The sequence below is a fragment of the Microbacterium sp. ZXT2-5 genome (assembly GCF_055329545.1).
Map to the genome: position 1 here is coordinate 2,668,172 of NZ_JBUZWD010000001.1, position 26,975 is coordinate 2,695,146.

Consider the following 26,975-nt stretch of genomic DNA (forward strand, 5'->3'; position numbering starts at 1 on the left):
AACGGGCAGGGGTGCGCGGGGGGCGCCCCCGGTCAGACCTTCGGCTCGTGGGTCTCGATCGCGACGATGCCGGAACCGGGATTGTCGACCGAGAGGTGGGCCACAGAGAACGCTCCCGTCTCCAGGGCGGACGCGCTGCCGAGGTACGAGCCGCGCAGCGTGCCGGTGGCCAGGGCGAGCTCGCTCAGGATGTCGGGGAGCACCGGTCCGTGGCTGCACAGGACGGCGGGCTTGCGCGCACGCACGCGCTCGCCGATGATCGTGCGGGCGTCGGACTTGCCGTCCTCCCACGCGTCCTGGCTGATGAGCTTGGTGAGCTCGATCCGCCGACCGAGCGCGGCGGCCAGCGGCTTCACGGTGTCGGCGCAGCGCGTCGCCGGGCTCGAGATGATGCGTCTCACGCCGAACGCCTGGAGCGGACCGACGATGGCGCTCGCCTGCTTGCGGCCGCGGGGCGACAGCGGGCGCGCGGCATCCTTCCCCTTCCACTCCTCGCGCGCGAGGGCCTTGGCGTGGCGCAGCGCGATGATGGGGAAAGTGCGCAGGACGCCTTCGTCCATGAGCCGGAGGAAGTGCTCGACGATCTCGCGGTCGACGGGATAGCTGAGCCGCTTGAGGGCCTTCTTGGGCGAGACCCACTCGAGCGCGGCGATCTCCTTGTTCGGCACGAACGCCGACGCGCGGATCGCGGCGTCGGTCGCCTCGGCGGCCCAGTAGTGCACGATCTTGGTGCGCTTGCTGGGGAGCCGGTAGCGCGAGACGCCGACTGCCACCCCGAGGGCGACGCGGATGCCGGTCTCCTCGTGGATCTCGCGGACCGCCGTCTCGGCGAGCATCTCGCCCGGGTCGACCTTGCCCTTGGGCAGCGTGACGTCGCGGTACTTGGTGCGGTGGATGAGGAGGATGAGCACCTTCTCGTCGACGATGCGCCAGACCACCCCGCCGGCCGCGTAGATCGCGGTCTCGGTCATCGCACCGCCCGCGCGCGCCGGCGGCGCTGGACGTTGGTCATCCGGCGGTCCTGGATGTCCAGCAGCGGCTTGCCGTCGGCGTCGGTGTGGTGCCTGACCCACTCGCCGTCCGGGCCGAGGTGCCACGAACTGGTCGTGTCGCTCATCGCGAGCGTGAAGAGGTCGTTCATCTCTTTCACGTGGGCGGGGGACGACACCCGCACCAGGGCCTCGACCCGGCGGTCGAGGTTGCGGTGCATCATGTCGGCGCTGCCGATGTACACGATCGGGTCGCCGTCGTTGTGGAACGCGAAGATCCGCGAATGCTCGAGGTACCGGCCGAGGATGGAGCGCACCGTGATGTTGTCGCTGACCCCTTCGACGCCGGGCTTGAGCGCGCAGATGCCGCGCACCCACACCTCCACCTTCACTCCCGCCTGGCTGGCGCGGTACAGCGCGTCGATGATCTGCTCGTCGACGATCGAGTTCACCTTGATGCGCACGCTCGCGGGCTTGCCGGCCTGCGCATTGCGCCGCTCCTTGTCGATCAGGCGGAGCAGCCCCTTGCGCAGGTGCAGCGGCGCCACCAGGAGGCGCTTGAACTTCTTCTCGATGGCGTAGCCGCTGAGCTCGTTGAACAGGCGCGTCAGGTCGCGACCGACCTGGTCGTCGGCCGTGAACAGGCCGTAGTCCTCGTAGATGCGGCTCGTCTTGGGGTTGTAGTTGCCGGTGCCGACGTGGCTGTAGCTGCGCAGCACGCCGTTCTCCTCGCGGATCACCAGGGCGAGCTTGCAGTGGGTCTTCAGGCCCACGAGCCCGTAGACGACGTGCACGCCGGCCTTCTCGAGCTTGCGCGCCCACACGATGTTGTTCGCCTCGTCGAAGCGGGCCTTGATCTCGACGAGGGCGAGCACCTGCTTCCCGGCCTCGGCGGCGTCGATCAGCGCCTCCACGATCGGGCTGTCACCGGAGGTGCGGTACAGCGTCTGCTTGATGGCCAGGACGTGCGGGTCCTTGGCCGCCTGCTCCAGGAACGCCTGCACGCTGGTCGCGAACGACTCGTACGGGTGCTGCACGAGCACGTCGCCCTTGCGGATCGACGAGAAGATGTCGGGGCGCTCGTTGTTGTCGCCGGGCTGGAACGCGAGGGCGGTCGTGGGCACGTGCGGCTTGTAGTGCAGGTCGGGCCGGTTGATGCGAGACAGGTCGAACAGCCCGCGCAGATCGAGCGGGCCGGGGAGGCGGTAGACCTCCTGCTCGGTGATGTCGAGCTCCTTGATGAGGAGATCGAGCGTCACGTCGTCCATGTCATCGGTGATCTCCAGGCGGATCGGCGGGCCGAAGCGCCGCCGCAGCAGCTCCGCCTCGAGCGCCTGGATGAGGTTCTCCGTCTCGTCCTCCTCGATCACGACGTCTTCGTTGCGGGTGAGACGGAAGGCGTGGTGGTCGAGCACCTCCATCCCCGGGAAGAGGTCGTCGAGGTGGTTGGAGATCAGGTCCTCCAGCGGCAGGTAGCGCACCGCGCCGTCGGCCGGGGGAAGCTCGACGAACCGGGGGAGCATGGGCGGCACCTTGAGGCGGGCGAACTCCTGGCGCCCGGTGCGCGCGCTGCGGATGCGGATCGCGAGGTTGAGCGACAGGCCCGAGATGTAGGGGAACGGGTGGGCGGGGTCGACCGCGAGCGGCATGAGGACCGGGAAGACCTGCGCCTGGAAGTACTCGTAGAGCTGGGCGCGCTCGTCCGCCTGGAGCGTCTCGTACGAGACGACCTCGATGCCCGCCTCGGCCATGGCGGGCTTGACGTGGCTCTTCCACGTCTCGGCGTGGCGCAGCTGCAGGCGGTGGGCGTCGGCCGAGATGTCGGCGAGGACGTCCGCGGGGGAGCGGCCGACGTTCGTGGGAACGGCGAGGCCGGTGACGATGCGGCGCTTGAGGCCCGCCACGCGCACCATGAAGAACTCGTCCAGGTTGCTCGCGAAGATCGCGAGGAAGTTCGCCCGCTCGAGCACCGGCAGACGGTGATCCTCCGCGAGCTCGAGCACCCGCTGGTTGAACGAGAGCCAGCTGACCTCGCGATCCAGGTACCGGTGATCGGGCAGCTGGGAGTCGAAGACCTCCTCGAGGTCGAAGTCGTCGTCGTCCGCGTCGCCCAGGCCGGCGTCGAGCACCTCGGGTTCGATCATCCCCTCATCATTGCAGGGTCGCGTGTCGAGAGTGTGAACGAGTCGGGGCCGCCGGCGACGCCCGCAGCAGCGGATGAGCGGATGCCGCGGCGGGCCGCGGCATCCGTCTCAGGCGTCGCTGCGCTCGCGCGGCACCGGAGCAGGCTCCGGCTCGTCCTCGTAGACGTTGAAGCGGTAGCCCACGTTGCGCACGGTGCCGATGAGCTGCTCCATGTCGCCGAGCTTGGCGCGCAGACGCCGGACGTGCACGTCGACGGTGCGGGTGCCGCCGAAGTAGTCGTACCCCCACACCTCGCTCAACAGCTGCTCGCGCGTGAACACCCGGGAGGGGTGCGTGGCGAAGAAGTGGAGGAGCTGGAACTCCTTGTACGTGAGGTCCAGCGCGCGGCCGTGCACCTTGGCCGAGTACGAGGACTCGTCGATCGTGATGCCCGAGGTCTGGATGCGCGTCGAGACCTGCTCGGCCGACTGGCGGCCGACGGCCAGGCGGATCCGGGCGTCGACCTCGGCGGGTCCGGCGGTGAAGAGGATGACGTCGTCGACGCCCCAGTCGGGCGACACCGCGGTGAGCCCGCCCTCGGTGACGATCAGCAGGAGCGGGGCGTCCAGGCCCGTCGTGTTGAGGATCTTGCACAGCGACTTGGCGCCGACGAGGTCCACGCGCGCGTCGACGAAGATGACGTCGGCGCTCGGCGCGTTGACGAGCTGCGCCGGCTCGGCCGGGATCTGGCGCACGCGGTGACTCAGCAGTTCGAGCGAGGGCAGGACGGGACCGCCTCCGTGCGTGGAACTGAGAACCAGGAGCTGTGCCAATGGATCGCCTTCCCGGCGCGTGGGGGCGCGCCGCGAACCCCAGTGTAGGGCGTGGCGGCCGTGCGCTCCGATCGCGGGAGCCCGCCGCCGCCGCCGAAGCGTGCGCCACGCGCCGTCATGCGGGATGATGGAGCCGTGGCCATCCCCGACCTCGCACCCCGGCGCACGCTCGGCGGGATCATCGCCGTGTGGGTGCTCGCGGCCGTGATCGCGATCGTGATCGGCGTCCTGGCCACCCCCGATTGGCGCGGGGCATGGCTGGCGGTGGGACTGGGCGGATGCCTCATCGCGGCGTTCGCGATCCAGCTCTGGCCGGGCCGCTCGCAGGGCTTCACCGAGCGGGTCGCGGCCAGCATGCTCGGCGCCGCCCTCGTGATGGGCGTCATCAGCCTGGGCTTCGGACTCGCCGCCCTCGTTCCCGGCTAGACTCCTTGCCATGGATCTCGTCGCGCTCGAACTCTTCTACGTGGGCCTGCTCGGTCTGGCTTCGCTCGCGATCGCCTTCGTCTCCGCGGTCGTCCTCAAGAACCTGTACCGCGGCCAGCGCTGACGGGTCCGTCGTGATCGACATCCCGACCGACCTCCCCGCCGAACTCGTCCCGCTGTCCTGGCTCATCGGGGTCTGGGAGGGCACCGGCGTCATCGATTACGGGGAGCACTCGCTGACCGGTGAGTTCACCCACCGGGTCAGCTTCAGCCATGACGGCGGCGACTACCTCAACTACTCGGCCGAGGCGTGGCTGCACGACGCCGACGACCCGGGGTCGCGCACGCGCCTGGTCGCCGAGCTCGGCTACTGGCGCCTGTCCCGTCCGGCCACGGACGCCGATGCCGGCCCCGGTCTCCTTCCGCCGACGGCCGCACCGGTCGCGCGCGGCGCCGAAGACATCGAACGGCTGCGCAACGCCGACGGCGGCTTCGACATCGAGGCGGCGATCGTGCATGCCGACGGCGTGAGCGAGCTGTACCTCGGCCAGATCAAGGGCCCGCGGATCGACATCGCCACCGATGCCGTCGTGCGGCCGGCGGGCGCGAAGAACTACGCGGCGGCCACCCGCATGTACGGACTCGTCGACGGGCACCTGCTGTGGGCGTGGGACATCGCCGCGCTCGGCTACGAGCTCGCCGCGCACGCGTCCGCGCGGCTCGCCCGGGCCGACTGAGCGGGGAGCACCGATGACCGACCTGTTCGCCGCCCTCCCCGGGGCCGTCGTCGACGACGCGGGTCTCCAGCACGTGGGCAATCCGCTCGTCGAGCAGCGGCGCCTCGCCGCGGGGGCGGCCGTGGCGCCGCTCGGGGACCGTGCCGTCATCGCCGTCCCCGGCGAGGACCGGCTCACCTGGCTCGACTCGCTCTCGTCGCAGGCCCTCGCCCGGCTGCAGCCCGGCGTCGGCACCGAGCTGCTGATCCTCGACCCCCAGGGGCACGTCGAGCACGCGGCATCCGTCGTCGACGACGGCGAGACGACCTGGCTCATCGCCGACCGCGGCGATGTCGAAGGCCTGCACGGCTGGCTGCGCAGGATGCGCTTCCGGCTCCGCGTGGACCCGCAGATTGCCGACGAGTTCGCGGTGGTCGGGGGCACGGCGTCGGCGCTCGCGCGCATCACGCCGGCCGCGCCGTCCGGAGTGCCGCTGGTCTGGCACGATCCGTGGCCCGATGTCATGCCCGGCGGCCATGCCTACGCGCCGGTCGACCCCCACCCCGGCGCCGACCGCGACTGGGCCGAGGCGATCGTCACGCGCGACGAGGAGCGACGGATCGCGGATGCCGCAGCCCGCGGCGAGCTCGAGCTCGCCGGCCTCGCCGCGGTCGACGCGCTGCGCGTCGCGGCATGGCGCCCGCGGTGGACGACCGACGTCGACGAGCGGGCGCTGCCGCACGAGCTGGACTGGCTGCGCACGGCCGTGCATCTCGAGAAGGGCTGCTACCGCGGTCAGGAGACCGTCGCCAAGGTGCACAACCTCGGCCACCCGCCGCGGCGGATGGTCGCGCTGCAGCTGGACGGCTCCGGCAGCGTGCTGCCCGCGCACGGCGCCGCGGTGCGGCTCGGCGACGCCGAGGTGGGCATCGTGACCTCCGCCGCCCTGCACCACGAGGAGGGGCCGATCGCCCTGGCCGTGGTGCGGCGCACGACCCCCGTCGACGCCGCCCTCACCGTCGACACCGAAGATGGTCCCGTCGCCGCGGCGCAGGAGGTCATCGTGCCGCCCGACGCCGGCGCCACGGCGAACGTGCCCAGGATCACCCGGCTCTCGCGCCGCAGCGCGGCGCAGTAGGCGAGGGTCCGACGGTGAGCGGAGACGGCGACACCGCCGCGATCACGCAGGCCGTTCCGACCGGATGGCGCGCCCGCTTCGACCTCCGGCCGCCGCTCATCCGCGTCCGCGGCTCGGCGCTGGCCATCGTGCAGATCACGGTGGCGGCGACCGCGGCATGGGCCTTCGCGCACTACGTGGTCGGCCATCCCGCGCCGCTGCTGGCCGCGACCGTCACCATCTCCAGCCTCGGGCTCGTCCGCGATGCCCGCCCGAAGCGGGTGCTCGAGACCGTGGTGGGCATGATCGTCGGGATCCTCGTCGCGGAGGCCTTCGTCGTGGTGGTGGGGCCGGGGTGGTGGCAGCTGGCGCTGGCCCTCGGGGTGACGCTGGTGGTCGCCCGCTTCCTCTCGCCCTTCCCGCCCTTCGCGATCATGGCCGGCATCCAGGCGTCGATCGTGATGTCGCTGCCGGCGAGCCAGCCGTTCGCGCGCGTCGTCGACGGCGTCGTCGGCGGGGTCGCGGCGCTGCTCGTGACCGCGCTCATCCCGCGCAACCCCCGCCGCGAAGAGGCGCGAGACGGCCATGCGGTGTTCGCCGCGGCGGACTCGGCGGCGCGCACCATCGTGCAGGCGCTGCGTCGAGGCGACCCGATCCGGGCGGCCAGGGGCCTGGAGAAGGCGCGCGCGATCGCGCCGCGCGTCGACGACTGGCGGGCGTCGCTGGACTCGAGTCTGGCGGTCGCCGGCTTCTCACCGTGGCTCCGCCCCCAGCGTGCCGAGCTGCGGCGGCACCACGGCGTGCTGCAGGCGATGGACTTCGCGACGCGCAACCTGCGGGTCGTCGCGCGGCGCGCGGTCTACCTGTGCGAGGACGGGCAGCGCCGCCCTGTGCCGGCCGACGTGCTGGCCGAGCTCATGCGCGCGGCGGAGCTGGTGGGGGAGAGCCTCGATGACATCTCGCTGCAGCCGCCGGCGCGGGAGGCCGTCGCCGCCGTGGCGGCGCGGCTGGATCCCGCGCGGATCCTCCCGGACGGCACGCAGACCGAGCTGAACCTCATCACGGCGCTCCGCCCGCTCGCCGTCGACCTGCTGACCGCGACGGGCATGACCTCGGCCGACGCGCGCGCCGTGCTGCCGCGCGTCTAGCCTCGCGTCACCCCGGGGCCACGGCCTCCCACGGCACCGTCGCCTCGCCGAGCCGCCAGCGGGAGCGCTCGAGAACCGGCCACCCGCCGTCGACGAGCGCCGCCAGCGCCGTGCGCCACCGGTGCACGGGACCGAACGGGGCGACTGCGGCGGCGCGGTCCCATTCCGCGTCGAGCGCCGACAGGAACGCGTGCACGCGCTGCCCCGGCACGTTGCGGTGGATGAGCGCCTTCGGAAGCCGCTCCGCGGCGACGGACGGATGCTGCAGCCCGGCCAGCCGCAGCGACACGGTGAGGGTGCGCGGCGCGGCGTCGGTCCCCAGGGCGACCCACGTCGCGATGCGGCCGATCTCGTCGCAGGTGCCCTCCACGAGCAGTCCGCCCGGCGCGAGGCGCGACGCCATCGCCGTCCACGCGCCCGCCACCTCCGGCTCGTCGTACTGCCGCAGCACGTTGAAGGCCCGGATCACCGCCGGACGCCGCCCGTCCGGCACCGGCACCTCGAACCCGCCGCGGGCGAACGACACCCGCGCATCGGCCGGGAACGTCGTCTCGCCCGCGCGCACCGCCGCGAGCTGGGTTCGGGCGCGGGCGACGCGGCCGGGATCGATCTCGAGGCCCAGGACTTCGACGTCGGGGCGCGCGCGGACGAGGCGGGCGTACAGCTCGAGTGCGGTGACACCGCTTGCGCCGTACCCGAGGTCGATCACGAGCGGATCGGTCGAGCGGCGCAGGGCGGGGTGCCGGGCGATCCAGCGGTCCACCCGCCGCAGCCGGTTCGTCCCGGTGGTGCCGCGCGTGATCTGCCCGACCGGTCCCCGCGCCATCCCCCCATGATGCCAGCGGGGAGTGCCATGCCGGGGACACAGGACGGGGGAGGGCCGCCCCGCGCCGATATCATGGGGCGCATGACCGCGCCCTACACGCTGATCCTCCTTCGACACGGCCAGAGCGAGTGGAACAAGACCAACCAGTTCACCGGCTGGGTCGACGTCCGACTCACAGAGCAGGGCAAGGCCGAGGCCCAGCGCGGCGGCGAGCTGCTCGCCGAGTCCGGCATCCTTCCCGACGTCCTCCACACCTCCGTGCTCAGCCGCGCCATCCAGACCGCCGACATCGCGCTGGACGCCGCCGACCGCCTGTGGATCCCGGTCAAGCGCTCGTGGCGCCTGAACGAGCGTCACTACGGCGCGCTGCAGGGCAAGGACAAGGCCCAGACGCTCGAGGAGTTCGGCCAGGACCAGTTCATGCTGTGGCGCCGCTCGTTCGACGTGCCGCCGCCGCCGCTGCCGGCCGACGACCAGTACAGCCAGGTCGGCGACCCGCGCTACGCCGACATCGACGGCGAGGTGCCCGACACCGAGTCGCTCAAGATCGTCATCGACCGCATGCTGCCGTACTGGCACAGCGACATCGTGCCCGACCTGAAGGCGGGCAAGACCGTTCTCGTGACGGCGCACGGCAACTCGCTGCGCGGCCTGGTGAAGCACCTCGACGGCATCAGCGACGCCGACATCGCCGAGCTGAACATCCCGACCGGCATCCCGCTGGTCTACCGCCTCGACGAGAACCTCGAGCCGCTCAGCCCGGGCGAGTACCTCGACCCCGAGGCCGCCGCCGCGGGCGCCGCCGCGGTCGCCAACCAGGGCAAGAAGTAGCACCGGCGAGCAGAAGGGACCGGATGCCTCGGCTGAGGCATCCGGTCCCTTCTTCCGTCCGTGGGCTCAGCCGTGGATGACGTCGATGGTGTCGGTGCTGCTGGTCCAGTCGCCCGTCGACAGGTAGGCGACCTTCTTCGCCACCGAGACGGCATGGTCGCCGAAGCGCTCGTGGTAACGGCTGGCGAGGGTCGCGTCGACGGTCGCCGACGGATCGCCCTGCCAGCTGTCGCTCAGCACCTTCTCGAACACCGAGACGTGCAGCTCGTCGAGCTTGTCGTCAGCGTTGCGGATCTCGTCGATGAGGTCGCCGTCCTGGGTGCGCAGCAGCTCGGTCAGCTGGCGCGCCGCCTCGACGTCGAGCTCGCCCATCCGCAGGAAGGTCGACTTCAGGCCCTTGGGGATGGCCCGCTCGGGGAAGCGCATGCGGGTGAGCTGAGCGATGTGCTCGGCGATGTCGCCCATGCGCTCGAGCGACGCGCTCATGCGCAGCGCGCTCACCACGATGCGCAGATCCCGCGCCACCGGCTGCTGACGGGCCAGGATCTCGATCGCGAGCTCGTCGAGCGCGATCGCCTTCTCGTCGATGACGGCGTCGGCCTCGATGACCTCCTCCGCGAGCGACACGTCGCTCGTGCCGAACGCACGCGTCGCCTTGTCGATGGCGATCGTGACGAGCTCGGCGATCTCGACGAGACGCCCCTGCACGTCCTCGAGAGACTGGTGGAAGACTTCGCGCATTCCGATGCACCTTTCGTGGTTCCGGGGAAGGCACAAGCCAGCGCCCCGGCGATTCTCGTCAGGGAAGGTTAACGGATGGTGCCGCATCGGTGAACACTGGCGGGCGCGTGCGCCGTCGTCACCGCCGCCGTCCGACGGCGCCGTGGGCGTGCCCGTACGCTGGTGGCATGGACACGACGCAGCTCGCGCTGCTCGCCCTCCTCGCGGGCATCGTCGTCGGAGGCTCGGTCTCCGCCCTCGTCGTCGCGGCGATGCGGGCGCGCGATCGCGCTCTCATCGAGAGCTCGGTGGAGGTCCCTGACGGAGTTCGCGGCGTGCTCCACGGCATGGACGACGCCGCGATCGTCGTGGACGCCTCGTTCACCGTCCTGGCCGCCTCGTCGGCGGCCGCCGCGTTCGAGCTCGCGGAGGGCGGCTCGCTTCCGACCGACGAGCTGCGGGCCCTCGCCCGTCGCGTGCGCACCAGCGACGCGATCGCGACCGAGACGACGGCGACCCAGACGATGCGGCTGCGTCGCGGGGCGCCGCCGGCCGAACCCCGGCTGGTCTCGGTGCGCGCGTCGCGCATCTCGCCGCGGCTCACCCTCCTCGTGCTGCGCGACATCACCGAGCGCGAGCGCGTCGAGGAGATGCGCCGCGACTTCGTCGCCAACACGAGCCATGAGCTGAAGACGCCCGTGGGCGCGGTGAGCCTGCTCGCCGAGGCCATCGAGTCCGCCGCCGACGACCCGCCCCAGGTGCGCATCTTCGCGACGCGCCTGCAGGCCGAGGCCGCACGGCTCGCCCTGCTGACCTCGCGCATCATGAACCTCTCGCGGCTGCAGGCGGCCGATGAGCTGCCGGCCCGGATCGTCTCGATCGACGAGGTCGTCGCCGGCGCCCTGGACGCCCACGCGATCCAGGCGGACTCCGCCGGCGTCGAGGTGGTGCGCGGCGGCGCGCGCGGCCTGTACGTGCTCGGGGACGCGCAGGTGCTGAGCGAGGCCGTCGGCAACCTGATCGCGAACGCGATCGCGTATTCGCCGCGGGGATCGAGCGTGGGCATCGGCATCAAGGCCGCCGACCGCGTCGTCGAGATCGCGGTGACCGACCGCGGCATCGGCATCGCCGAAGGTGAGCAGGACCGCGTGTTCGAGCGCTTCTATCGCGCCGACCCGGCACGGGCCCGCCGCACGGGCGGGAGCGGCCTCGGCCTCTCGATCGTGAAGCACGCCGTCCAGCGTCACGGCGGCGAGGTGCGGCTGTGGTCGCGGCCCGGCCGTGGCTCCACCTTCACCATCCGCCTGCCGCAGGCGGACGCCCCTGAGGTCGACCCCGCGCCGAAGCGGGGACGCAAGAAGCGGCGGGCGTCCTCGGCCGACGCGAGCGCTGTGCAGAAGGCCCCCGCCGGCTCCGCCGCTCCCGCGCCCGCCGGTTCCGCCGCCCCCGCTGCGCCCGCTCCCGCCCCGGCGCCTGCGGCGCCCGTGGCTGCGCCCGCAGCGGCGCGCGACGTCCCTGCGAAGCCCAGGCGTCCCCGCAAAGCCCCGTCCGCCTCTCGTGCCGAACATGCTTCCGCCGGAAATGGAGATCCCGCATGACCCGCGTCCTGATCGTCGAGGACGAGCCCGACCTCGCCGACCCGCTCGCCTACCTCCTCCGTCGCGAAGGGTACGACGTCGAGATCGCCGAGGACGGCCCGGCCGCGCTGACGGCGTTCCGCGAGCGCGGCGCCGACATCGTGCTGCTCGACCTGATGCTGCCCGGGATGCCCGGAACCGAGGTGTGCCGGCAGATCCGCACGACATCGTCGGTGCCGATCATCATGCTCACCGCGAAGGACTCGGAGGTCGACATCGTGGTGGGACTCGAACTGGGCGCCGACGACTACGTCACCAAGCCCTACTCGGCGCGCGAGCTCCTCGCCCGCATGCGGGCGGTGCTGCGACGCTTCTCGCAGCTCGACGCGGACCTCGAGGACCGCGTCCTGGAGGGCGGCCGGGTGGTGCTCGACATCGATCGGCACACCGTGGCCGTCGACGGCGGCGAGATCAACATGCCGTTGAAGGAATTCGAGCTGCTGGAGGTTCTGATGCGCAACGCCGGCCGGGTGCTCACCCGCGGTCAGCTCATCGACCGCGTGTGGGGGAGCGACTACTTCGGCGACACCAAGACGCTCGACGTGCACATCAAGCGCATCCGCTCGCGCATCGAGAAGAACCCCGGTGCCCCCGAGATGCTGGTCACGGTGCGGGGCCTCGGCTACCGCTTCGAAGGCTGAGCACCCACGGCATACGCGAAGAGGGCGCCCCACCGGGGCGCCCTCTTCGCGTTCGCGGAGTCGGTCAGGTCACGGCGCGAGCGCCGTGAGATAGTCCAGGGTGCCGTCGAGCACGGGGACCGAGACGAGCTCGCCCTCGGCGTCGCCGGACTGGAAGTACGCGTCGATGTACGCGCCCGGCATGGTGTCGAGGTCCTCGATGAGGATCGGCTCCTCGCCGTCCTCGGCGCCCAGGCTGAGCACGGTGTCAGCGGGAACCCGGACCGTCAGCGAGATGTCGGAATCCTCGCCCCCGAAGTCGATGTTGAGGGTCTGGGTCTCGTCGGTGTCGTTCACCAGCGCCGCCACGAAGTTGCCCTCGGAGCCGTCCTCGTTCGCGACGATCTGGGCGTTGCGCACCTGCACGGGGCCGGCGCCGACGACGTTGGTGCCCTCCGCAGCCGAGTACGAGATCGTGGTCGCCTGCGGCGAGATCATCGCGCAGCCGGTCGCGGTCAGGGCGAGGGCGCCGCCCATGGCGAGCGACGCGACGAGCCGTCGACCCCTCGAACCCGGTGCCGCCGCGAATCGGCCGTTCGCAAAACCGTTGCGGCGGTGTATCGAGATCACGGATCCTCCCAAGACGGATGACGGTTCTCCAGCATTCTAGGGGGTTCGGCACCGCCGGAACGGTCCACGCCGCACGTGCGAGGCGCGGCCGGGGAGGGGTGGGGCGGAGAACCTTAGCGTATTTCTCCTGTGGTATCCTGGAGGTTGCCGAAAGGACATAACTCCATGCTTTTTGAGGTTGGCGAGACGGTCGTCTACCCCCACCACGGGGCGGCAACGATCATCGAGGTCAAAGACCGGATCATCAAGGGCGAGACGAAGAAGTACCTGAAGCTCAACGTCACGCAGGGTGATCTCATCATCGAAGTACCCGCAGAGAACGTCGACCTGGTCGGCGTCCGCGATGTCATCGGCAAGGAGGGCCTCGACAAGGTCTTCGAGGTGCTGCGCGCGCCGTTCACGGAAGAGCCCACGAACTGGTCCCGCCGCTACAAGGCGAACCTCGAGAAGCTCGCCTCCGGCGATGTGATCAAGGTCAGCGAGGTCGTCCGCGACCTGTGGCGCCGCGATCAGGACCGCGGCCTGTCCGCGGGTGAGAAGCGCATGCTCGCCAAGGCGAAGCAGATCCTCATCTCCGAGCTCGCTCTCGCCGAGAAGACCGACGAGGAGCAGGCCAGCGTCCTCCTCGACGAGGTCCTCGCAAGCTGAGACAGACACCGGAACGGCGCCCCACGGGGCGCCGTTCCGCTGTCTGCCCCGGGAGAATGCGATCCCCGGTCGCGATAGCGTGAACGGGTGAGCATCACCCCCGTGCCGCACGTCGGCGTCATCGTCGTGGCCGCCGGCTCCGGAACCCGCCTGGGTGCATCGACGCCGAAGGCGTTCGCCCGGATCGACGGCCGGAGCATCCTCCGGCACGCCCTGCTCGGCGTGCTCGCCGCGGCGCCCGCACAGGTCGTCATCGTGGCGCCGGAGGGCCGCGAGGAGGATGCGCTCGACGAGGCCCTGGTCGCCGCGGCCGGTCAACGCGACCTCGTCTCCGTCGTCACGGGCGCCGGCACCCGCCAGGGGTCCGTCGCTGCCGGCCTGCGGGCACTGCGGGAGGACGTCGAGGTCGTGCTCGTCCACGACGCGGCCCGCGCGCTGACCCCCGCCGAGGTGTTCGCCCGCGTCGTCGGCGCCGTCGTCGCCGGAGCCGACGGTGCGATCCCGGTGCTCCCGGTCATCGACACCATCAAGCGCGTGTCCGGCGACGAGATCGTGGCAGCCGTGGACCGTGCAGAACTCGCGGCGGCCCAGACGCCGCAGGGCTTCCGGCGGGAGGTGCTGGACGCGGCATATGCCGGCGCCGCCGTGGAGTTCACCGACGACGCCGCCCTCGTCGCGGCGGCCGGTCATCCCGTCGTGGCCGTGCCGGGGCATCCGCTCGCCTTCAAGATCACCACGCCCGCGGACCTGGAACGCGCCCGCCACCTCGTCGCGGCGCCGCAATCGCCCGACGCATCGTATCTCGCGCCTGCTGCGGTCGCGCCGCGGGTGGGCGTCGGCACCGACGTGCACGCGTTCGGCGGCGACGGGACGCTCTGGCTCGCTGGCCTGGAGTGGCCGGGCGAGGTGCCTCTCTCGGGCCATTCCGACGGCGACGCCGTCGCGCACGCGATCGTCGACGCGCTGCTGGCTGCGGCCGGACTCGGCGACATCGGCACCCACTTCGGAACGGATCACCCCGAGTACGCCGGTGCGCATGCCGACGCCTTCCTCACCAGGACCGCCGCGATCCTCGGCGAGGCGGGGTGGCGGGTGGGCAACGTGTCGGTACAGGTGCAGGCCAATCGTCCGCGGTTCGCCGCACGTCGCCTCGAGGCCGAGAGCGCGCTGTCGGCCGCGCTCGGGGGAGCGCCGGTGTCGGTCTCGGCCACGACCACCGACGGTCTGGGCTTCGCCGGAGCGGGCGAAGGCGTGTCGGCGTTCGCGGTGGCGCTCGTCGTGCCCGCCTGAGCGGATCAGAGCACGCGGGTCATGAAGACCGAGAACGGGTCGAGCGCGTAGTCCCCGAACGGTCCGCAGTGCGTGAATCCCTCGCTCTCGTAGAGCCGCTGCGCGGGCAGGAACTCGGGCGTCGTCCCGGTCTCGAGCCACAGCGTGCCCATCCCGCGCCGGCGCGCGTCGTCCATGATGTGCCGCAGCAGCGCCCGGCCCACCCCGAACCCGAGGAAGCGGTCGTCGACGCGCATCGACTTGATCTCGCCTCGGTCGGCGTCCAGCGCCTTCAGCGCGCCCACGCCCGCCAGCTCGCCGTCGATCCACGCCGACCAGACCGAGAGGGACGGATGCCGCAGCGCGTCGATGTCGAGCGCGTGCACGCTGTCGGGAGGAGAGGTGTCGTGCATGCCGGCGAGGTGGCGGGCGATGAGGCGTCTGGTCGCGTCGCCGCTCAGGTCGTCGGTGCGGATCTCGATGGTGCGCTGCATGTCCCGCCCAGTGTGCCATCGCCGGATTGCCGCCGTGTTTCGGCCCGCGCGCCGTCACGCCTCCACGGCGTAGGGTGCGGGGTCCCGCGGTGCGCGTGATCCCCAGGCGAGCAACGCCAGACCGGCGGCGAGCACGACGAGCCCGACGACGGCCAGCGCCGACAGCCGTTCGCCCAGCACGACGATCCCGAGGACGCTGGCCGTCAGCGGCTCGCCGAGGGTCAGGGTCGCCGCCGTCGCCGCGGTGAGCCCGCTGAGCCCCCATGTGAACAGCACGTACGCGATCGAGATGGTGCCCAGGCCCAGCCACAGCGCCATCGCGACGCCCGAGCCCGTGCCGAGCCACGCGAGGTCGACGAACGGCAGCGCGAAGGCGCAGATCGCCGCCGAGCTCGCACCCATCGCACCCACCACGGTGAAGGGATCCCACCCGGCGTCGAGCAGCCGCCGCTGGGCGTTCGCGATGACCGCGAAGGACGCGCCCGCCCCCACGGAGCCGAGAAGACCGAGGGGGTCCGTCCCCGAGCCGTCGCCCGCCTCGCCGCCGAACCCCAGCAGCACCACCCCGAGCGTCGCGAGCGCCGTCGCCGCCATCCAGGTCGGGGTCGGTGTCCGCCGGGTGAGCGCCCACTCCAGGAGACCGGCCAGGATCGGCGCCGACCCGAGCGCGACGACCGTGCCGACGGCCACGCCGTTGCGGGCGGTGCCGAGGAAGAACAGCGGCTGGTACAGCGCGAGGCACGCCCCGGTGAGCACCATCAGCGACAGCGGCTGCAGCGTGAGACGGGGGCGCGTCGCCGCCGAGGGCCGCCGGCGTGCGTGGCGGGCGGCGAGGGAGAACGCGATGACGGCGAGACCGGTGCCGCCGATCACCATGCGCATGACGCCGATCGACAGCGGCGTGGTGCCCTCGGGGCCGAGGGCCTGAGAGGTGCCCGTGGTGCCGAACAGCACGGCGGCGGCGAGGACGGCGAGCACATGCACCATCCGTTTATATCCCGCCCCCGGCGGTTGCGCGGGGCCTTCGCCCAGTGACCCCGCACGACCCGCCGGTAGGCTGGTGCGGTGACGGTTCAGCTGTACGACACCAAGGCGCAGGCCCTGCGCGACTTCGTGCCACTCGACCCCGAGAACGTCACGGTCTACGTCTGCGGTCCCACGGTGCAGTCCGGACCCCACATCGGCCACCTCCGCGGCGCACTGAGCTTCGACATCCTCCGCCGGTGGCTGACGCACCGCTACGGCCGGGTCACCTTCGTCCGCAACGTCACCGACATCGACGACAAGGTGCTGCTCAACGCGACCGACGGGGAGCCGTGGTGGGCACTGGCCTATCGCATGGAGCTCGAGTTCACCCGCGCCTACACGGCCATCGGCATCCTTCCTCCGACGTACGAGCCGCGCGCGACGGCGTCCATCCCGCAGATGCAGGAGCTCATCGCCCGGCTCATCGAGTCCGGTCACGCGTACGCCGCCGGCGGCACCGCCGCCGGCGACGTGTACTTCGACGTGCGCTCGTGGGCGGACTACGGCTCGCTGACCCGCCAGAGCATCGACGCCATGGAGCCCGCCGCCGACGCGGACGCGCGCGGCAAGCGCGACCCCCGCGACTTCGCGCTGTGGAAGGGCGCCAAAGCCGACGAGCCGTCCTCCGCGATGTGGGACTCGCCGTGGGGGCCGGGACGGCCGGGCTGGCACATCGAATGCTCCGCCATGTCGCGGCGGTACCTCGGCGCCGAGTTCGACATCCACGGCGGAGGTCTCGACCTGCGCTTCCCGCACCACGAGAACGAGCTCGCGCAGTCCACCGCCGCGGGCGACGGGTTCGCCCGCTATTGGGTGCACAACGGCCTGGTCACCGTCGGCGCGCAGAAGATGTCGAAGTCGCTGTTCAACTTCATCCTCGCCGAGGACGTGCTCCGCGAGCGCGACCCGCTCGTCATCCGCTACGCCCTCGCCGCCGCCCACTACCGCTCCAGCCTCGACATCACCACGTCGACGTTCGACGAGGCCGAGGCGGCGATCGGGCGCATCCGCACGTTCCTCGAGAGGGCGCTGCGCACGCTTCGCGACGACACGGACGACCTGCGGCTCACGGCCGAGGTGCCCCTCGCCTTCGCTGCCGCCCTCGACGACGACCTCGGCGTCCCGGAGGCGCTCGCCGTCCTGCACGAGACGGTGCGGGACGGCAACTCGGCACTGGATGCCGGCGACCGGGACGCCGCGCTCAGAGCCTTCGCCGACGTCGCCGTGATGACCGGCGTGCTCGGAATCGACCCCCTCGACCCGCACTGGCACGCGGCGGACGCCTCGGCCGAGGCATCCGCCCTCGACGCGCTGGTGGGGGCGATGATCGCGCAGCGCGCCGACGCGCGCGCCGCGAAGGACTGGGCGGCGGCCGACCGCATCCGCGACGCGATCGCGGCGGCCGGGATCGCCCTGGAAGACACCGCAGACGGAACCCACTGGAGTTTGATCGATGGCTAAGCCGGCACGCCCCGGAGCGGGCAACAGCAAGAAGAAGGGCGCCATGAAGGGCACCGGCGGCCACGGCCGCAAGTCCCTCGAAGGCAAGGGCCCCACCCCGAAGGCCGAGGACCGCGGCTGGCACGTCGCGGGCAAGCGCAAGGCGGCCGCCGAGCGCTACGCGGCCGCCGGCGGCAAGGGCAAGCCCGGGCAGCGGCCACCGCAGGGCGCGGGCCCGAACCGCGCCAAGACGAAGGCGGGCGACGACACCGAGACGGTCACCGGCCGCAACTCGGTGCTGGAGGCGCTGCGCGCGAAGATCCCCGCGACGGCGCTCTACATCGCGCAGCGCGTCGAGATGGACGACCGCGTCAAGGAGATGCTGGCCCTCGCGACGCATCGCGAGATCCCGGTGCTCGAGGTGACGCGGCCGGAGCTCGATCGGATGGCGGGCTTCGACGGCGTGCACCAGGGCGTCGCGCTGAAGGTGCCCCCGTACCAATACGCGCATCCGCAGGACCTCCTCGAGCAGATCCTCGACCGCGGCGAGGTGCCGCTGCTGGTGGCGCTCGACGGCGTCACCGACCCGCGCAACCTGGGTGCGATCATCCGCTCGACGGCGGCGTTCGGCGGACAGGGCGTCATCGTGCCGCAGCGCCGGTCCGCCGGGGTGAACTCGGCGGCGTGGAAGACGAGCGCGGGCGCCGCGGCCCGGATCCCGGTGGCCGTCGCCGCCAACCTCACCACGATGCTCAAGGAGTTCAAGAAGCAGGGCGTGTTCGTCCTCGGCCTCGACGGCGACGGCGACGTCTCGCTGCCCGCGCTGCAGCTCGCCGACCGCCCCGTCGTGGTCGTCGTCGGCTCGGAGGGCAAGGGGCTCTCGCGCCTGGTGACCGAGACCTGCGACCAGATCGTCTCGATCCCGATCTCGGCGGCCGCCGAGTCGCTCAACGCGGGGATCGCGGCATCCGTCGCCCTGTACCAGGTCTCCACGCTCCGCAGCGCCCCGACCACCTGACGCGGCGACGCATTCCCATTCCGGGGAATGCACCGGCGCCGCGCGGGCTTGTCACACGAAGGGCCGGCCGACGCCGGCGCAACGACTCGTCGAAAGGCACACCATGGCACGCATCGCCGTCATCGGAGGCTCCGGCTACGCCGGCCGCCACATCGTCGCTGAGGCGGTGAGTCGCGGCCACACGGTGCTCTCCATCGCGCGCCGCATCCCCGCGGAACGTCACGAGGGCGCGCTGTACACCGAGGGCTCGCTGACCGACGTGCCCGACCTCCTGGCCCAACTCGAGGGCGTCGACGTGGTGGTGTCGGCCGTCGCAGCTCGCGGCGACATGCAGGGGCTCGTGCGGCCCAACCTGGGCGCGCTCGCGTCGCTCCTGCCCGAGGGCGTCCGCCTGGGCGTCATCGGCGGCGCCGGCGGGAGCCTCGTCACCGAGGACGGCCAGCGCGTCGTGGACCTGCCGTCGTTCGCCGAGGACTACAAGGCCGAGGCGCTGGAGGCGATCGGCGTGCTCGAGGACCTGCAGGCGGGCCCCGAGTCGCTGGACTGGTTCTACATCCACCCGGCGGGTGGCTTCGGCGCGTACAACCCGGGCGAGCGCACCGGCTCGTACCGCACCGGGGGCGACGTGATCGTGACGGATGCCGAGGGTGAGTCCTTCATCTCCGGGGAGGACTTCGCGGTCGCCGTCCTCGACGAGATCGAGCACCCGAAGCACCCGCGCCGGCGATTCACCGTCGGGTACTGACTTCCCGCTGACGAGGAGGGGTCGCCGTCCGCGGACGGCAGCCCTTCTCCTCGGGCAGGTCAGACCAGGTCGCGCCAGTCGATCGCGGCCTCGTCGTCGTCCAGGACCGGATTCGGCGACGTGATGACCGGGAGCGAGACCGTCTCGGTGGAGGGACCCATGAGCGTCGCCTCGTCGCGACGGTGCCGCAGCACGTTGTCGATGTAGCTCGTCAGCGTCTCGGCGAGCGGCACCGACTTGCCCTTCGCCTGCGAGAGGTACCAGCGGTGCTCCAGCAGCTGATGGAACACCTCGGCGGGTTCGAGCTTGGAGCGCAGGTCCCACGGGATCGCCTTCACCACCGGCTCGAACACGCGTGTCAGCCACTCGTGCGCGACCATCTCCTCGTCGGAGCCCAGACGCGAGATGCGGGCGCGGAACTCGTCCAGATCGTTCAGCAGCCGCCTGGCCTGGTTCTCCTCGACGTCCAGGCCGGTCAGGCGCAGGAGCCGCCGCTGGTGGTGGCCGGAGTCGACCACCTTCGGCTGGATGGACACCTTGGTGCCGTCGGCGGTGGCGTGGATGGACATCTCGCCGATGTCGAAGCCGAGGTCGTTGAGACGCTGGACGCGCTCCGTGAGCCGCCACGCCTCGTCGGCGCGGAACGTCTCCTCGTCGGTGAGCGCGGCCCACAGCGCGTGATACGACGACACGATCCCGTCGGCGATCTCGATCGCGTCGACACCGCCCTCCAGCCGGCCGCCGGCCTCCAGGTCCATGATCTCGCCGGCGATGTTCGTGCGGGCGACGTCGAGGTCGTGCGCGCGCTGACCGCGGGTGAGCCCGCTCTCATGGAGCTCGCCGGTCTCCGCGTCGACGAGGTACGCGGCGAACGCCCCCGCGTCACGGCGGAACAGCGTGTTCGACAGCGACACGTCGCCCCAGAAGAAGCCGACGTTGTGCAGGCGGACGAGCAGCAGCGCGAGCGCGTCCACCAGCCGGGTGGCCGTGTCGGGCCGCAGGACCTGCGTGAACAGCGCGCGGTAGGGCAGGGAGAACTTCAGGTGCGCCGTCACCAGGGCGGCCGGCAGCGGCTCGCCCGCGGCATCCGTCCGTCCCGCGATCACCGCGACGCGCTCGACGCAGGGGACGTCCAGACGGGCCAGGTTGCCGAGCATGTCGTACTCGCGCTGCGCCATGGCCTGGGTCGTCTCCTTGATGGCGACGACGCGTCCCGAGAGATTGGCGAAGCGCACCAGGTGCCGCGAGATGCCCTTGGGGAGGAAGACGATGTGGTTCGACGGCCAGTCGCCCAGCGGCGTCGACCAGGGGAGGGTCAGCAGCCCCGGATCGACGCTGCTGGCGGTGATGCTCAGGGCCTCGGACACATCAACTCCTGGAGACAGCGCGACGGCGCGGGGGGATGGCTCCCACCCGCGCCGTCGCGATGGATGACGTCAGGCGCCCGAGACCACCGGGGCGTCGTTGAGGCGCTCGCCCGACTCGATGTCGAAGGCGTGCACGTGCCCCGCGGTCGCCGCGAGCGTGACGGTCTCGCCCGCGTGCGGGTGGCTGCGTCCGTCGACGCGCGCCACGATGTCGGTGCGCTTGCCGTTGATGTCGGTGTGGCCGTACAGGTAGCCGTCGGCGCCGAGCTCCTCGACGAGGTCGACGACCACCGACAGGCCCTTGCCGTCGGCCGGGCCGACCACGATGTCCTCGGGGCGGACGCCGATGGTGACCTCGCTGCCGTGGGCGCGGCCGACGGTGTCGCGGTCGAGCGGGACGACCTCGCTGCCGAACTGCACGCCGCCCTCGGCGAGCGCTGCCGGGAAGAGGTTCATCGCGGGCGAGCCGATGAAGCCGGCGACGAACACGTTGTTCGGCTTCTCGTAGAGGTCGCGCGGGGTGCCCACCTGCTGGAGGAGGCCGTCCTTGAGGACCGCGATGCGGTCGCCCATGGTGAGGGCCTCGGTCTGGTCGTGCGTGACGTAGACGGTGGTGACGCCGAGGCGGCGCTGCAGCGACGCGATCTGAGTACGGGTCTGGACGCGGAGCTTGGCGTCGAGGTTCGACAGCGGCTCGTCCATGAGGAACACCTGCGGCTGGCGGACGATCGCGCGGCCCATGGCGACACGCTGACGCTGACCACCCGAGAGGGCCTTCGGCTTGCGGGTGAGGTACTGCTCGAGGTCGAGCAGCTTGGCGGCCTCGAGGACGCGCGCGGCGCGCTCCTCCTTGCCGACACCGGCGATCTTGAGCGCGAAGCCCATGTTCTCGGCCACCGTCATGTGGGGGTACAGCGCGTAGTTCTGGAAGACCATCGCGATGTCGCGGTCCTTCGGCGGGACGTCGGTAACGTCGCGGTCGCCGATGAGGATGCGGCCGGAGTTGACCTCTTCGAGGCCCGCCAGCATGCGCAGCGAGGTGGACTTGCCACAGCCCGACGGGCCGACGAGAACGAGGAACTCCCCGTCACCGACCTCGAGGTTGAGCTTGTCGACGGCGGGGCGGGTGCCCCCGGGGTACAGACGAGTTGCGTTGTCAAACGTGACGGACGCCATGTTCTCTTCTCCTTCACCGGCAGGTACGTGCCGGACGATCCGTAGTGAGGAATGAGCGGGGGCTTGACCCGCACGCCCGCCATCGGGCGCACGAACAGTATGACACGGCGCGCGCGGAGGTTGCGTCTGGGCATTTCCCAGGGTGGCTGGCTAGCATCGTGAACGGCCCTTTTCCCGTCCGGCCCCGCCGGAATCCCGGCCTTCTTCACGTCCCGAGAGGTTCCATGTCCAGCGACGAGTCACCGAACGCAGCGCCGCGCGAGCGCCGCGACGCCGTGCGCGAGAAGGCTCAGCAGGTGAAGGCGCGCCAGTCCCGTGCGCGACTCATCCGCAGCGCCTCGCTCGCTGCCGTCGCGGTGGCGTTCGTGGCGGTCATCGCGGTCGTGGTGACGTGGACGGTGTCCTCGAGCGCGTCCAAGCCGACCATGAGCCCGGGCAACGACGTGGACGGCGGGTTCATGGTGACGGGCGTCACAGGCCTCGGCATCGCGTCGGACGCCTCCGGGGCCGACGGCCAGGTGCAGGGCGACGCCACTCCCACGCCCACCCCCACCACGCCTGCGCCGACCCCCACGCCCACCGCATCCCCGACCGAGACGCCCGCCGTCGACATCCACGTGTACGTGGACTACCTGTCCACCGGCTCGCGCGACTTCCAGCTGGCCAACATGACGCAGCTGTCGGAGTGGGTCGGCGAGGGCGCCGCGACGCTCACGTACCATCCGGTGGCCATGCTGACCGCGAAGTCGAACGGCACGAAGTACTCGCTGCGCGCCGCCGGCGCCGCCGCGTGCGTGGCCCAGAACTCCCCGGACTACTTCTTCGCGTTCAACGACGCCCTGCTGCGGGAGCAGCCCGACCTGGACTCCGACGGCTACAGCGACAGCGAGCTCGCCGCCCTCGCGATCGCGACGGGTGTGGACGGGCCGAAGGACGTCCGCAGCTGCATCGAGGAGCAGGCCTACACGTCGTGGGCCAAGACCGAGACGGAGCGCGCGCTCAAGGAGCTTCCCGGCACGGACGGCATCGCCCTGACGACGACGCCGATGGTGATGGTCAACGGCACGCAGTACGTCGGCGCGCTCGACGACCCCAAGGAGTTCGCGCAGTTCGTCCTGACGGTCGCCAGCGACGCGTACTTCAAGGCGACGCCGACGCCCACCCCGACGCCCACGCCGACCCCCTGATCGGGTCGGAGCGGCGCGCCGGTAGACTGGGCGCTCTGCCGGCTTGGCGCAATTGGTAGCGCACCTAACTTGTAATTAGGGGGTTGCAGGTTCAAGTCCTGTAGCCGGCACCGGAATCACCCGCACGAGACTGCGGCTCGCGCCGCCTCTCAGGGAGCGGGCTCGAAGGTGATCGTCACGGGCGCCGCGCCGGTGGCCCGGTCGTACACCAGCGTCCCGGTCACGCGCGCGGGACCGGTCGACGGTCCGATGGTGGCGGTGAAGGTGTCGCCGTCCGCACTGCGGTTGAACTCGCCCAGCCGCTCGTCGAGCGGCTCCAGCTCCGCGGGGTCCCACCCCAGCTCGGGCGCGAGCGCGCGCAGATGATCCAGCGCCCCCGCCCAGCCGCGCACGACGTCGGGCGAGAGGGTGACGGCGACCAGTCGATCGTCCTCGGCGTTCACCGTCAGCCCCGAGACGTCGTCGAGCACGTACACCTCGTCGCCGGCGGCGATGATCGCCCTGACCGGCCTGCGGAACTCGGCGGACTTCTCGCCGTCCGCCGGGAGTCCGAGCTCGGTCGCCGAGAGACCGCCCGAGCCCACGCGGATGCGCAGCGTGCCCTCGACGTTGACGTAGTCGAAGCCCGCGTCGGTGAGCATGCTCGATCCGTCGGCGGCCTTCTGGTCGTCGGAGGCGGCGGGGCGCTCCTGCGTCCACCACGACCCCTGGATGGCCAGCGCCGCCACGACCGCGCCGATGATGATCAGGGCGAGCACCGCGGCGGGCAGCCAGGCGAGGAGCGCGCGGGTGCGGGAGCGGGTGGCCACGTCTCAGCGTAACCGGGGGCCGCGCGCGGCACGGCAAGATGGATCAGGTGACCTCTCGCCGACTGCCCGCATGGATCGGCATCGGCGGAGCTGTCCTGATCGGCGTCCTGACCGCCGCCCAGGCGCGCATCAACGGTGAGCTCGGGTTGCGCATCGGCGACGGGTTCGCCGCCGCCGTCATCTCGTTCGGGTCGGGCCTGCTCGTGCTGGTCGTGCTCTCCGTCGGGCTTCCGCGGGGCCGCCGGGGCTTCGCCGCCCTGGCCACCGGACTGCGCGAGCGCCGGATCCCGGTGTGGATGCTCTGCGGCGGCGTCGCGGGTGCGCTCTCGGTCGCCACGCAGTCGCTGGCCGTCGGGATCATCGGCGTGGCGCTGTTCACGGTGGGGGTCGTCGCCGGCCAGGCGGTGAGCGGTCTGCTCCTCGACCGGTCGGGGATCGGCCCCGCCGGCACCGTCGCGGTGACGCCGGCGCGCCTCGCGGGCGGCGCCCTGTCGCTGCTCGCGGTCGCGGTGTCGCTGGCTGGGGGAGTCGAGGCTCCCGTCGCCCTCATGGTGCTGCCGTTCCTCGTGGGCGCCGGCATCGCGTGGCAGTCCGCCGTCAACGGCCGCCTGCGCCAGCGGGTGGGATCACCGCTCACCGCGACCCTCGTCAACTTCATCGGCGGCACCGCGGTGCTGGCCGTGGCCGAGCTGATCCACACCGCGATCGCCGGTCCGCCGACGTCCTTCCCGCCGGATCCGTGGCTCTACCTCGGCGGCGTGATGGGCGTCGCCTACATCTTCCTCGCGGCCGCCCTCGTGCCCTACACCGGTGTGCTGCTGCTCGGGCTCGGAACGGTCGTCGGACAGGTCGTGACGTCCGTGGCGATCGATGCGGCATGGCCGACGAGCGCCGCACCGGGACTGCTGTCGTCGCTGCTCATGTCGTCGCTCGCGATCCTCTCGGTCGTGGTGGCCGTCGTGCCCTGGAGACGGATGCCCCGCTCCGGGCGCTGACCCGGCACCCGAGCCGCCCCGCCGGGGACCTCCTGGTGGCAAGCTGGTCATCGTGCCGAAGGTGTCACCCCTCGTTCGCGACCCGCGGGCGGTCGCGCGATGACGCGCCCGCTGCTGCGGGCGGACGATCTCGCCGAGCTCGACCGGATGCTCGCGCCCACCGATGAGCTGCTCGCCGAGCGCTACCCGGGGGACGACGGCTCCCGCCAGCCCCTGCACACCGTGTACGTGCCCGCCGACCGCTACACGCCCGCGCTGCCGCGCGAGTGGGGCGAGGCGGCGCTCGAGGCGATCGAGCGGCAGGGCGGGATGGCGTCGGCGATGCGGGAGCTCGGGATCCCCGACGCTCATGCCGGTGCCGTCGGCGCGTTCGTCGGGCGCAGGCTGGCCGCCGAGCCGATCGACGACCTCCGGCTGGATCTCGAGGACGGCTACGGCGATCGCGGTGACGAGGTCGAGGACGCCGATGTGCGCCGCGCCGCGGAACGGGTGGTCGCGGCGGTGGCGGAAGGGACGGCGCCGAAGCTCGTCGGCGTGCGCATCAAGGGCCTCGAGGCCCGCACGCGCGGTCGCGGCATCCGATCTCTCGAGCTCTTCCTCGCCGGACTCCGAGAAGGCGGAGACCTGCCGGACGGGCTGATCCTGACGCTGCCGAAGGTGACGACCTCGGCGCAGGTCGCGGCGATGGCAGCGGTATGCGGCCGGCTGGAGGAGCGCTGCGGGCTCGCGCCCGGGCGTCTGCGCTTCGAGGTCCAGGTCGAGACGCCGCAGCTCGTGCTCGGCCCTGACGGCATCTCGCCGCTGCCGCGTGCGATCGCCGCGGCCGGCGGTCGCCTGAGCGGGCTGCACTACGGGACCTACGACTACAGCGCATCGCTGGGGATCGCCCCCGCGCACCAGTCGATGGAGCATCCCGCCGCCGATCACGCGAAGAGCGTCATGCAGGTCGCTGCCGCGGAGACCGGGGTGCGGCTGTCGGACGGCTCGACGAACATCCTCCCCGTCGGGGATCCGGAGTCGGTGCGCTCGGCGTGGCGGCTGAGCGCGCGTCTGGTCCGGCGGTCGCTGGAGCGCGGCTTCTTCCAGGGGTGGGATCTGCACCCCGCCCAGCTCGTGCCCCGGTTCGCCGCGAACGGGCTGTTCTTTCGCGAGGGGCTCGCACCGGCCGCAGCGCGGCTGCGGGACTGGGCGCGGCGGCTCGACGGTCCCGTCCGTGACGAGCCCGCCACCGCCCGTGCGCTCGCCGCGTTCGTCGCCCGGGGCGTCGCATGCGGGGCGATCACGGCCGAAGAGGCGACGGATGCCGCCGGCATCGAGATCGCGACGCTCGCCGTCCTGGCACACCCGGAGACCGCCCGCAGGGAGTCCGCATGAGCTACTACACGCCCCGGGGCGGTCTGCCGCCCCAGACGGACCTGCTGACCGACCGCGCCGTCGTCACGCAGGCGTACACGTTCATCCCCCGGGGCGTGCTGCGCGACATCGTCACGAGCAGCCTGCCCGGATTCGAGCGCACGCGGGCATGGGTCCTCGCCCGGCCGGTCGCCGGATCGGCGACGACGTTCGCGCAGCTCATCCTCGAGATCGCACCCGGAGGGGGGTCCGACGCGCCGGAGGCGGAGAGCGGGGTGGAGGGCGTGCTGTTCGTCACCGCCGGCGTCCTCAGCCTCACGGTCGAGGGCACGAGGCACGCACTGGAGCCGGGCGGCTACGCGTACGTGGCCGCCGGGGCGGACTGGTCGCTGGCCAACGAGGGCGACGAGCCCGTCGGCCTGCACTGGATCCGCAAGGCCTACGAGCCGATCCCCGGTGTCCCCGCGCCCGGGTCGTTCGTCACCCGCGACCAGGACGTCGAGCCGCAGCCGATGCCCGGGACCGGCGGCGCGTGGGCGACCACGCGCTTCGTGGACCCGGAAGATCTCGCGCACGACATGCACGTCAACATCGTGACCTTCCAGCCGGGCGGCTCCATCCCGTTCGCCGAGACGCACGTCATGGAGCACGGTCTGTTCGTGCTGCAGGGCAAGGCGGTCTACCGGCTCAACGAGGACTGGGTGGAGTGCGAGGCGGGGGACTACATGCTGCTGCGGGCGTTCTGCCCGCAGGCCTGTTACGCCGGCGGGCCGGAGCCGTTCCGGTACCTGCTGTACAAGGACGTCAACCGGCAGATCCGGCTGACCTGAG

General features: G+C 71.9%; 27 protein-coding genes and 1 tRNA gene. 17 read left to right on the plus strand and 11 right to left on the minus strand.

The genetic code is table 11. From position 1 onward, the window contains the following. Positions 1–32 precede the first annotated feature (32 nt). The 3 genes from ACZBH1_RS11865 to ACZBH1_RS11875 form a co-directional block, all read right to left on the minus strand. On the minus strand, positions 33–971 hold the full coding sequence (locus tag ACZBH1_RS11865; protein WP_378882018.1) for an NUDIX hydrolase: 939 nt from the start codon (positions 969–971) through the stop codon (positions 33–35). Continuing rightward, positions 968–3,133: an RNA degradosome polyphosphate kinase gene (locus tag ACZBH1_RS11870; protein WP_336396709.1), complete on the minus strand. Its 2,166-nt coding sequence runs from the start codon at positions 3,131–3,133 to the stop codon at positions 968–970. The genes ACZBH1_RS11865 and ACZBH1_RS11870 overlap by 4 nt, the downstream gene beginning before the upstream one ends. A gap of 108 nt (positions 3,134–3,241) precedes the next feature. After that, positions 3,242–3,946: a response regulator transcription factor gene (locus tag ACZBH1_RS11875; RefSeq protein WP_336396708.1), complete on the minus strand. Its 705-nt coding sequence runs from the start codon at positions 3,944–3,946 to the stop codon at positions 3,242–3,244. A 135-nt stretch (positions 3,947–4,081) separates the two neighbouring features. Between ACZBH1_RS11875 and ACZBH1_RS11880 the strand changes: the two genes are divergently transcribed. The 4 genes from ACZBH1_RS11880 (at position 4,082) to ACZBH1_RS11895 (ending at position 7,353) form a co-directional block, all read left to right on the plus strand. Continuing rightward, complete coding sequence (locus ACZBH1_RS11880; RefSeq protein ID WP_336396707.1) at positions 4,082–4,372, plus strand: hypothetical protein; 291 nt, start codon at positions 4,082–4,084, stop codon at positions 4,370–4,372. Positions 4,373–4,506: 134 nt separating this feature from the next. Beyond that, a complete protein-coding gene (locus ACZBH1_RS11885; protein ID WP_378882014.1) occupies positions 4,507–5,109 on the plus strand; it encodes a nitrobindin family protein in 603 nt (200 codons plus the stop codon). A gap of 13 nt (positions 5,110–5,122) precedes the next feature. Next, the gene (ygfZ, locus tag ACZBH1_RS11890; RefSeq protein ID WP_463646475.1) at positions 5,123–6,226 is read left to right on the plus strand and encodes a CAF17-like 4Fe-4S cluster assembly/insertion protein YgfZ; all 1,104 of its coding nucleotides are present in this window, start codon (positions 5,123–5,125) and stop codon (positions 6,224–6,226) included. A 14-nt stretch (positions 6,227–6,240) separates the two neighbouring features. Then, on the plus strand, positions 6,241–7,353 hold the full coding sequence (locus ACZBH1_RS11895) for an FUSC family protein (protein WP_463646476.1): 1,113 nt from the start codon (positions 6,241–6,243) through the stop codon (positions 7,351–7,353). Positions 7,354–7,360: 7 nt separating this feature from the next. On the opposite strand, the gene ACZBH1_RS11900 is transcribed toward ACZBH1_RS11895, so the two are convergent. After that, a complete protein-coding gene (locus tag ACZBH1_RS11900; protein ID WP_452325112.1) occupies positions 7,361–8,179 on the minus strand; it encodes a class I SAM-dependent methyltransferase in 819 nt (272 codons plus the stop codon). An 81-nt stretch (positions 8,180–8,260) separates the two neighbouring features. On the opposite strand from ACZBH1_RS11900, the gene ACZBH1_RS11905 reads away from it, so the two are divergent. Further along, positions 8,261–9,010 (plus strand): phosphoglyceromutase, encoded by a 750-nt coding sequence (locus ACZBH1_RS11905; RefSeq protein ID WP_336396702.1) that lies wholly within the window; start codon positions 8,261–8,263, stop codon positions 9,008–9,010. A 66-nt stretch (positions 9,011–9,076) separates the two neighbouring features. Here ACZBH1_RS11905 and phoU read toward each other — a convergent pair whose 3' ends face one another. Beyond that, positions 9,077–9,751: a phosphate signaling complex protein PhoU gene (gene phoU, locus ACZBH1_RS11910; protein ID WP_336396701.1), complete on the minus strand. Its 675-nt coding sequence runs from the start codon at positions 9,749–9,751 to the stop codon at positions 9,077–9,079. Positions 9,752–9,918: 167 nt separating this feature from the next. Here phoU and ACZBH1_RS11915 point away from each other — a divergent pair, with 167 nt between their 5' ends. Both ACZBH1_RS11915 and ACZBH1_RS11920 read left to right on the plus strand, forming a co-directional pair. Next, positions 9,919–11,328 carry a sensor histidine kinase gene (locus tag ACZBH1_RS11915; protein WP_463646477.1) on the plus strand — a complete coding sequence of 470 codons (1,410 nt, stop codon included), beginning with the start codon at positions 9,919–9,921 and terminating at the stop codon, positions 11,326–11,328. Further along, the gene (locus tag ACZBH1_RS11920) at positions 11,325–12,008 is read left to right on the plus strand and encodes a response regulator (RefSeq protein ID WP_378881998.1); all 684 of its coding nucleotides are present in this window, start codon (positions 11,325–11,327) and stop codon (positions 12,006–12,008) included. The genes ACZBH1_RS11915 and ACZBH1_RS11920 overlap by 4 nt, the downstream gene beginning before the upstream one ends. A gap of 69 nt (positions 12,009–12,077) precedes the next feature. Here ACZBH1_RS11920 and ACZBH1_RS11925 read toward each other — a convergent pair whose 3' ends face one another. Further along, complete coding sequence (locus tag ACZBH1_RS11925) at positions 12,078–12,617, minus strand: DNA modification methylase (protein ID WP_463646478.1); 540 nt, start codon at positions 12,615–12,617, stop codon at positions 12,078–12,080. Positions 12,618–12,782: 165 nt separating this feature from the next. On the opposite strand from ACZBH1_RS11925, the gene ACZBH1_RS11930 reads away from it, so the two are divergent. After that, complete coding sequence (locus ACZBH1_RS11930) at positions 12,783–13,265, plus strand: CarD family transcriptional regulator (protein ID WP_106816803.1); 483 nt, start codon at positions 12,783–12,785, stop codon at positions 13,263–13,265. Positions 13,266–13,352: 87 nt separating this feature from the next. After that, entirely contained in the window at positions 13,353–14,555 is a 1,203-nt protein-coding gene (ispD, locus tag ACZBH1_RS11935; protein ID WP_463646479.1) for a 2-C-methyl-D-erythritol 4-phosphate cytidylyltransferase, read from the plus strand. A 5-nt stretch (positions 14,556–14,560) separates the two neighbouring features. On the opposite strand, the gene ACZBH1_RS11940 is transcribed toward ispD, so the two are convergent. Both ACZBH1_RS11940 and ACZBH1_RS11945 read right to left on the minus strand, forming a co-directional pair. Continuing rightward, a complete protein-coding gene (locus tag ACZBH1_RS11940; RefSeq protein ID WP_452325109.1) occupies positions 14,561–15,028 on the minus strand; it encodes a GNAT family N-acetyltransferase in 468 nt (155 codons plus the stop codon). Between the two features lie 54 nt (positions 15,029–15,082). Next, positions 15,083–16,015 (minus strand): DMT family transporter, encoded by a 933-nt coding sequence (locus tag ACZBH1_RS11945; protein ID WP_452325108.1) that lies wholly within the window; start codon positions 16,013–16,015, stop codon positions 15,083–15,085. A 78-nt stretch (positions 16,016–16,093) separates the two neighbouring features. Between ACZBH1_RS11945 and cysS the strand changes: the two genes are divergently transcribed. The 3 genes from cysS to ACZBH1_RS11960 all read left to right on the plus strand — a co-directional run bounded on the left by cysS (position 16,094) and on the right by ACZBH1_RS11960 (position 19,257). Then, positions 16,094–17,515: a cysteine--tRNA ligase gene (gene cysS, locus ACZBH1_RS11950; protein ID WP_463646480.1), complete on the plus strand. Its 1,422-nt coding sequence runs from the start codon at positions 16,094–16,096 to the stop codon at positions 17,513–17,515. After that, positions 17,508–18,512 (plus strand): 23S rRNA (guanosine(2251)-2'-O)-methyltransferase RlmB, encoded by a 1,005-nt coding sequence (rlmB, locus tag ACZBH1_RS11955; RefSeq protein WP_378881981.1) that lies wholly within the window; start codon positions 17,508–17,510, stop codon positions 18,510–18,512. Before cysS ends, rlmB begins: the two co-directional genes overlap by 8 nt. Positions 18,513–18,615: 103 nt before the next feature. Then, the gene (locus tag ACZBH1_RS11960; protein ID WP_463646481.1) at positions 18,616–19,257 is read left to right on the plus strand and encodes an NAD(P)-dependent oxidoreductase; all 642 of its coding nucleotides are present in this window, start codon (positions 18,616–18,618) and stop codon (positions 19,255–19,257) included. A 59-nt stretch (positions 19,258–19,316) separates the two neighbouring features. Here ACZBH1_RS11960 and ACZBH1_RS11965 read toward each other — a convergent pair whose 3' ends face one another. Further along, positions 19,317–20,624 carry a DUF4032 domain-containing protein gene (locus tag ACZBH1_RS11965; protein ID WP_452325105.1) on the minus strand — a complete coding sequence of 436 codons (1,308 nt, stop codon included), beginning with the start codon at positions 20,622–20,624 and terminating at the stop codon, positions 19,317–19,319. Positions 20,625–20,693: 69 nt separating this feature from the next. Next, complete coding sequence (locus ACZBH1_RS11970; RefSeq protein ID WP_378881977.1) at positions 20,694–21,800, minus strand: ABC transporter ATP-binding protein; 1,107 nt, start codon at positions 21,798–21,800, stop codon at positions 20,694–20,696. Positions 21,801–22,024: 224 nt separating this feature from the next. Between ACZBH1_RS11970 and ACZBH1_RS11975 the strand changes: the two genes are divergently transcribed. Both ACZBH1_RS11975 and ACZBH1_RS11980 read left to right on the plus strand, forming a co-directional pair. After that, complete coding sequence (locus ACZBH1_RS11975) at positions 22,025–22,987, plus strand: DsbA family protein (protein ID WP_452325104.1); 963 nt, start codon at positions 22,025–22,027, stop codon at positions 22,985–22,987. Between the two features lie 37 nt (positions 22,988–23,024). Then, a tRNA-Thr gene (locus tag ACZBH1_RS11980) sits at positions 23,025–23,097 on the plus strand. 39 nt (positions 23,098–23,136) lie between these two features. On the opposite strand, the gene ACZBH1_RS11985 is transcribed toward ACZBH1_RS11980, so the two are convergent. Beyond that, positions 23,137–23,796 (minus strand): hypothetical protein, encoded by a 660-nt coding sequence (locus ACZBH1_RS11985; protein ID WP_336396688.1) that lies wholly within the window; start codon positions 23,794–23,796, stop codon positions 23,137–23,139. Positions 23,797–23,834: 38 nt separating this feature from the next. Here ACZBH1_RS11985 and ACZBH1_RS11990 point away from each other — a divergent pair, with 38 nt between their 5' ends. The 3 genes from ACZBH1_RS11990 (at position 23,835) to ACZBH1_RS12000 (ending at position 26,974) form a co-directional block, all read left to right on the plus strand. Continuing rightward, a complete protein-coding gene (locus ACZBH1_RS11990; RefSeq protein WP_336396687.1) occupies positions 23,835–24,791 on the plus strand; it encodes a DMT family transporter in 957 nt (318 codons plus the stop codon). A 99-nt stretch (positions 24,792–24,890) separates the two neighbouring features. Further along, positions 24,891–26,165, plus strand: coding sequence for a DUF6986 family protein (locus ACZBH1_RS11995; RefSeq protein ID WP_463646482.1), 1,275 nt, complete (start codon positions 24,891–24,893; stop codon positions 26,163–26,165). Further along, positions 26,162–26,974: a bifunctional allantoicase/(S)-ureidoglycine aminohydrolase gene (locus tag ACZBH1_RS12000; RefSeq protein ID WP_463646483.1), complete on the plus strand. Its 813-nt coding sequence runs from the start codon at positions 26,162–26,164 to the stop codon at positions 26,972–26,974. The genes ACZBH1_RS11995 and ACZBH1_RS12000 overlap by 4 nt, the downstream gene beginning before the upstream one ends. Position 26,975 lies beyond the last annotated feature (1 nt).